We start from the raw sequence: 6,889 nt of genomic DNA on the forward strand, positions 1-6,889 counted from the left end.
TTGCTTTATCTGTACAAAAAAAGAAATATTGGTATTGGGTTACTAACCCATTAGAGTTACTACATCAACCACACTTGTATGAAGATTATTTGGAAAAGTTTGAAGATATCATAAAAAAAACGTCAAAAAAGTTATTTTCTTAGGGTGTTAATTACTTAATAATTGAACTATCACTTCATCGTTATAAAAATAACTTCTGACTTCTGACTTCTGACTTCTGACTTCGTTAAGATGTGGGGCTGTTTATTTTAGGGAAAATCAATCGTTATAAATCTTCAATAAGGGTTGAATAATTGAAAAATATTGAAAAATTAGGAATTATTTACCAATGGATATTTCAAGTATTAAGTGGCAAGTATTTTCAATTTTACTCTCAGTTAATTATTAATAAATACATCTCCTTGAAAAGAAGAGGATTGACGAAAAAGGGAAAATTTTTTCTTTTTTCTCTTTTAAAGGAGAGACTTTAAACCTTAATTATTCCGTAAGTCCTAGGGAGCAAAAAATGAAGAAAAACAACTGTATAGCAAGGAACGAGTAGGTTAGGACATAGATTGACGATCAACCCTAGACAGAGAAATACTTTTGCCTGTTGCCTGTTGCCTGTTCCCCGTTCCCTGTTCCCTGCTATAGAATTACTTGAGACTTATTTTGTAGCCTGAGCTAATTTTATCAGCAGCAGATGCAACTGTCTGACGAACATTGTCAGGAAGTGGAATATAACCTAAATCAGCACTTACCTTTTGACCCTCATTTAAGCCATACTCAATCATTTTTTCTATACCCTGAGCTTTAGCTGCATCATCATATTGGCCATAAATCAGCATCCAAGTGTAAGTAACAACAGGGTAAGAATCACCACCTTCAGGATCGCTAATAAAAGCACGCAGATTTCCTGGTAATTTCACTGCTGACAGAGTAGACTTAGCAGACTCCAGAGAAGCTTTGATATAACTGCCAGATTTATTTTCCAAAGCTGCAGTAGGAAGACCAGCACTCTTAGCAAAACCAAACTCTACATAACCTATGCCACCCTCTGTTTGACGAATTAAAGCAGCTACACCATCATTTTTTGCACCACCTACACCTGTAGGCCACTGAACTGTTTTTCCTTCGCCTACCTTCTGTTTCCACTCTGGACTAATAGCACTCAGATGCTTAGTAAAAACTCCTGTAGTTCCGCTACCATCAGAACGATGAACTACAGTAATTGCTAACTCTGGTAGACTCACACCAGAGTTAGCAGCAGCTATTTTGGGGTCATTCCACTTTGTTATTTTACCCAAAAGGATATCTACATAAGCTTCCCTGGATAATTTTAGGTTGGATACACCTGGTAAATTGTAAGCCAAGACAACACTACCTGCTGTCATAGGTAACATAATTACCCCTCTACCAACTTTGGCAATTTCATCATCTTTCATTGCCACATCACTAGCACCAAAATCTACCAGTTCTTGAGTAAATCTTTCGACACCAGCGCCACTACCAACTGATTGATAATCTACCTGAAGATCGGAGCGACTATCTCTCATATCGGCAAACCAACGCTGATATAAGGGAGCTGGAAAAGATGCACCTGCACCTACAAGGTTGACTTTTTGTTGAGCGAGGCCATATTTGATTCCGGTAATTGTAGTAGCTAGACCAATTGTTAAGGCTACTAAGGATACTTTGGAAGTATTACGAATTATTTGACTAAAATTGATACTAGGCGACATAACTATTAATTTGTGATATTGACTTTAAACACAAGACATAACGTTAATGCAAGTTGAACATATAGAGGTAAAAAATAGGTAAAAAATAGGTTAAATAAAAGTTAACAAATTTAGCTGAATCGCCTAAATATCTCAATTGAAGAAGGCAGAAGGCAGAAGGCAGAAGGGAAAATTGCATGGGGATGCCAACGACCCGCCACTTTTGGTCTTATAATACTAATTCCCAAAAGTATTGCTATACTTGGGTAATACTTCAGTTGTCAACTGATTGGTACAAGCAAAATTACTTTTTTGCTAATTTCAACTAAGTTAATGTTAATTATTCTTATGTTTGCTTCTCCCCCACTCCCCCACTGCCCTATTTCCCCTCCACCGGAGGGGGAGGGGCGAGGGGTGGGTTCCCTCCTCAACAAAATGTAGAAAAGTTTTTGAGAAATGGTATAACCCTAACCAATTTTAAGCACTGTGGGGTATTAAACCCATGAGAGAAAAGATAATTTCAAAGCCATAAAAGTCAAAAAAAATTAGTAAAAAAATTTGGTAAAGAAATTTGTAGGACTGAAGCTAGTACTGTAGAAATGTGGAAAAAAAATGCTAAGATTCTACGACATTAGATCAAATTATTACAATTAAAAGGCTAGTTGTGGTTCAAGCACCTCTATCAACTAATACAGAAACTAATACTAATTTCCTATCTTTGCCAGATAAGAAACAACATCTAGACACATGGCTGCAAAACTTGGCCGATCAAGTCATTTCTGGGTATCGTCTAAACCGAGAAGAGGCCATTACCCTAACCCAGATTGCAGAACAAGAAGATATACTCCTACTTTGTGAAGCTGCAGATCGAGTCCGTCAAGCCTGCTGTGGTAACGTTGTAGACCTATGTAGCATCATTAATGTCAAATCAGGAGGCTGTTCAGAAAACTGTAGCTTCTGTTCCCAATCAGCTCATCATCCTGGAGAAGCATCCCCAGTTTATGGCCTCAAATCCACAGAAGAAATATTAGCTCAAGCAAAGTCAGCAGAAGCTGGTGGTGCTAAAAGATTTTGCTTGGTTTCTCAAGGTAGAGGTATTAAGTATAACAGTCCCAAATCTACAGAATTTGAGAAAATTTTAGATACAGTACGGCAAATTATTGCTGAGACGAATATTAAGCCTTGTTGTGCCTTGGGAGAAGTAACACCAGAACAAGCTCAAGCATTGGCAGAGGCAGGAGTAACTCGCTATAACCATAATTTGGAAGCCTCCGAACAGTTTTACCCTGAAATAGTCACTACTCATAGCTGGAATGACAGGGTAGAAACGGTGAAAAACCTCAAAGCAGCAGGTATTCAGGCTTGTACAGGAGGTATTATTGGTATGGGAGAAACTTGGGAAAACAGGATAGATTTGGCCCTGGCTTTGCGAGAACTACAAGTTGAATCAGTACCCTTAAATTTATTAAACCCTCGTGAAGGTACGCCTTTAGGTGAACTGCCTAGATTAGACCCCTACGATGCTTTGAAGGCGATCGCTATTTTCCGTCTGATTTTACCAGAGCAAATTATTCGCTATGCTGGTGGCCGAGAAGCTGTAATGGGAGAATTGCAAGCCTTGGGCTTAAAGGCTGGTATTAATGCTATGTTGATTGGCCATTATCTGACAACTCTTGGTCAACCTCCAGAAACAGACCAAGCCATGCTTGAATCTCTAGGACTGAAAGGTGGGGAAGCTCCTATTCCTACTAATTAGGTTTGAGGTGGTAGAATAATTTTTTATATTCAGAAATAATTGTTAATTGCCGTGACAATTACAGTTCAATTACTTTGGGCAATTACAGGTTTACTCTTGACAATTGCTGCAACATTTTTACCTGCCTCTTTTGCAAGTCCAACTTGGATTTGGGAACAACAAGAAGTTAAAACTTTTTCCTTAGGAGTAACTTACCAAGTTGGTGCTGTTTTGTTTGTCGGTTGTTTGGGTGGAAAAAATGCTGCTGTTATTTCTCAAATTGCCTATATATTTTTAGGTCTAACTTTATTACCTGTGTTTAGTCAAGGTGGTGGTATAGGCTATTTGAGAGAACCTAGTTTTGGTTATTTATTGGGTTTTATTCCTGGGGCATGGATATGTGGAAATTTAGCTTTTCAAGTATATCCCAAGCTAGAATCATTAACGTTTAGTTGTTTATGTGGTTTGTTAAGTATTCATGTAACTGGATTAAGTTATCTAATTATTAGCAGTATTTTCGGCTGGAAAGAGGCAGGTTCATTATCTTTATTGGAAGCTATCTATAGATTTTCTATTTTTCCTTTACCAGGACAACTAGGAATTATATGTGCTGTAGCAGTTATGGCTTATTTACTACGACGTTTACTATTTTATTAGAGATAAAATATTCAATTAAAAGGTATCTTTCATTAATTGATAATTGATAATTGATAATTGATAATTACCTCTGGTTTTAACCGTTACGGAATTGAATATAAGGAAATATTATTTCGTAAGCATTCAGCCGTCAGCCATCAGCTATTGCTTTTAGTTTAGGATAAAAGCAATATTTAACTGTCTTACTACAAAAGTTGCCTCCCTTACCCTTAAAGTAAGTTGTTAATTTAAACACCGTCCTTTAAGGAGAGAGTCTTGTTGCTGATAGCTGACAGCTAATAGCTGAATGCTTACATTATTTCTTCTCTTAGTCCATTGGATAAAGAAAATAGAGAATACACTGGTGTTATCTCAGTATGGGGAAGTTAATGAGAAAAATAAGGTAGGCTGTACCCGAATTTACGCTTGTGAACTGGAAGAGGGCGGCCTCCCAGGTTGAAGCAAGAAGCAAACATCACCCACCCCCATCCCCTCCTGGGAGAGGAGCTAGAGGGGTGGGTCAGGTTTTACCCAGTGAGTGCCGAAATTGTGTAGGTATTGTACAGCAGTTGAATTAGAATCTTACAAATGGGAAACTTACGTATAATAGATAAGGTTTAGTAGGAATCTCCGCTACTTTAGCACTGAAAGGATGTTAACATAGCAATCTTAAAAAATTCTTGTTAAATTGCAGGATAAATTGAAATAAATATAATAAATCACTAACCTTGAAATTACACTTCAAAAAAAATCTTTTATTCTGGATAGCTGCTATTGTTAGCATTTTGCTAGACCACTTGACTAAATTTTGGGTGGTACAAAATTTTCAACTTGGAGAAAGCATGGTTTTGTGGCCTGGTGTATTTCATTTTACTTATGTGACTAATACTGGGGCAGCTTTTAGTTTATTTAGTAATGGTGGGGTATATTGGCTGCGATGGTTGTCTTTGATTGTTAGTCTTGGCCTAATGAGTTGGGCTTTATTTGGACCGAGATTTAATAAATGGGAACAACTGGGCTACGGTTTAATTTTAGGAGGGGCACTGGGCAATGGTATTGATCGGTTCATTTTGGGTTATGTTGTAGATTTTATACACTTTCGCCCCATAGATTTTCCCGTGTTCAATGTGGCAGATGTTTCGATTAATATTGGCATTGTTTGTTTACTTATTGCCACATTTTTTAGTGGAAGACCAAAACGTAGACCCCAATAGTAGAAGGAAGAAGTTTTTCCTTCTCTTCTAGATAACTAAAAATTTGGCGTTTGATATATCAAATACAGTAATAGCGACTGCAATAAATTGACTTTGATACGGTTAATCTCAAAGGCGCGATCGCCTCTGTAAAGTCTCCGGAAAAAGGTCAAATTTTTTATTTTTATCAAAATAATTGGGTCGTGCCACTCCATCTTGGCAAAATATTTTTGGAGGTTTCTAAGAACGGTGAGTATTCTGCCAAGGAGTGAAAATATCAGGAACGGGCAAGATGCCCATTCCATAAAACTATGAAAAGCGACATTCCGCATTTTTGAAATGCCAACCTCTAACTTCTGACTTCTGACTTCGTTAAGATGGTCTCTAATTTGGTATAGTTATTATTTAGGGTTTGCTGAAAAAGTATGAGTGGTAAGGATAGGAGCCAGAATTTCCGTTTGTCACCGCGAAGCAAACAGAATTCAGAAGTCAGGAGGAATGGGAATTATAGAAGAGGTAGTCAGAAGAATCGTAAAAGTGATTTTCTGGCTAACTCTTGCCCAAAATGCTAACTTTTTGAGCTATTGGAGCTGAAAACCAAGGTATTTCAGACCTAAAAAGGCTAAAATCCTTATCTGTAAATGCTTTGATATTTAATCAGCAAACCCTATTTAGTTATACTCAACTTTGGGAGCAGTGATTGTAGTGGTGAAAACAGGATTTTTAGTATTGGTCTTAATATTGGCTGCCGTAGGTATTTTGCCAATTCATATTGATTCAGCTCAAGCACAGGAAAATACCGTAAATTATACTCTCACAGATTTAAAGTATCGAGATTTTTCTCACAAAGATTTGCACGGTACTTCCTTTGCAGGTGCAGTAATGTGGGGTGCAAATTTTCAAGGGGCAAATATGCAACAAACAATTATTACTAAAGGAGACTTTTTTCAGGCAAACTTAAGTGATGTAGATTTTACTGATACTTTTGCAGATCGAGTCACTTTCGATCAAACTGACTTAACTAATGCTATTTTCACAGATGCTATGTTGAGTAGTAGCACTTTCGGTAATGCAGTGGTGACAGGGGCAGATTTTTCTGGAGCAATAGTAGACCGCTATCAGGTAAAATTAATGTGTAAAAATGCTTCAGGTATTAATCCTATTACAGGAGTAGCAACCCGTGATAGTTTGGGCTGTCCTCCTCAACTCTAATTTTGAGAAATTGAGGTTCTTTTTTCATGTTTATGAAAAAAATAGCAGAAGGAAGAAGTTTGATTATTGATATTCGCAAGTTTGCAGCTATTTCATAAGTCAAATACACTAATGGCGACTGCTATGTATCCACCTTCTTGAAAACTAGACACGCGCTAGACATTTGCCATCGGTGAGTGCAAATTATTTCGTGGCTCACCCGTTTCAATGTGTACTTGCACAGAAAGTTGATGTTCCGCCCATAGTTTATGGGTTAGGATACCCTCAAGGGCTTTCCGATCTTGAAAAAGTTGAGTCCGGCGAATACGATGTAGTTTAATAAAACTAGCAACTCGTCTCCAGTGACTCCAATCATGTTTGTTGACATCCTCTGGTCTCAACAAACATTTGGGGATTTTTTCTGATAACTTTAA

The 6,889-nt window shown here is 37.5% G+C and carries 6 protein-coding genes; 4 read left to right on the forward strand and 2 right to left on the reverse strand.

Features of this window, described 5'->3' with window-relative positions:
• Positions 1-635: 635 nt before the first annotated feature.
• On the reverse strand, positions 636-1,721 hold the full coding sequence (pstS, locus tag F6K54_RS37325) for a phosphate ABC transporter substrate-binding protein PstS (RefSeq protein WP_293089038.1): 1,086 nt from the start codon (positions 1,719-1,721) through the stop codon (positions 636-638).
• A 643-nt stretch (positions 1,722-2,364) separates the two neighbouring features.
• Between pstS and bioB the strand changes: the two genes are divergently transcribed.
• The 4 genes from bioB to F6K54_RS37345 all read left to right on the forward strand — a co-directional run bounded on the left by bioB (position 2,365) and on the right by F6K54_RS37345 (position 6,476).
• Positions 2,365-3,456, forward strand: coding sequence for a biotin synthase BioB (bioB, locus tag F6K54_RS37330; RefSeq protein WP_375342028.1), 1,092 nt, complete (start codon positions 2,365-2,367; stop codon positions 3,454-3,456).
• 51 nt (positions 3,457-3,507) lie between these two features.
• On the forward strand, positions 3,508-4,092 hold the full coding sequence (locus F6K54_RS37335) for a biotin transporter BioY (RefSeq protein WP_293089039.1): 585 nt from the start codon (positions 3,508-3,510) through the stop codon (positions 4,090-4,092).
• 707 nt (positions 4,093-4,799) lie between these two features.
• Complete coding sequence (gene lspA / locus F6K54_RS37340) at positions 4,800-5,285, forward strand: signal peptidase II (RefSeq protein ID WP_293089041.1); 486 nt, start codon at positions 4,800-4,802, stop codon at positions 5,283-5,285.
• Positions 5,286-5,960: 675 nt separating this feature from the next.
• A complete protein-coding gene (locus F6K54_RS37345) occupies positions 5,961-6,476 on the forward strand; it encodes a pentapeptide repeat-containing protein (RefSeq protein ID WP_293089045.1) in 516 nt (171 codons plus the stop codon).
• 155 nt (positions 6,477-6,631) lie between these two features.
• Here F6K54_RS37345 and F6K54_RS37350 read toward each other — a convergent pair.
• Positions 6,632-6,889 (reverse strand): hypothetical protein (locus tag F6K54_RS37350; RefSeq protein WP_293089042.1); only part of this gene is annotated, 258 nt, incomplete at its 5' end.

The sequence above is a fragment of the Okeania sp. SIO3B5 genome (genome assembly GCF_010692555.1).
GTDB lineage: Bacteria > Cyanobacteriota > Cyanobacteriia > Cyanobacteriales > Microcoleaceae > Okeania.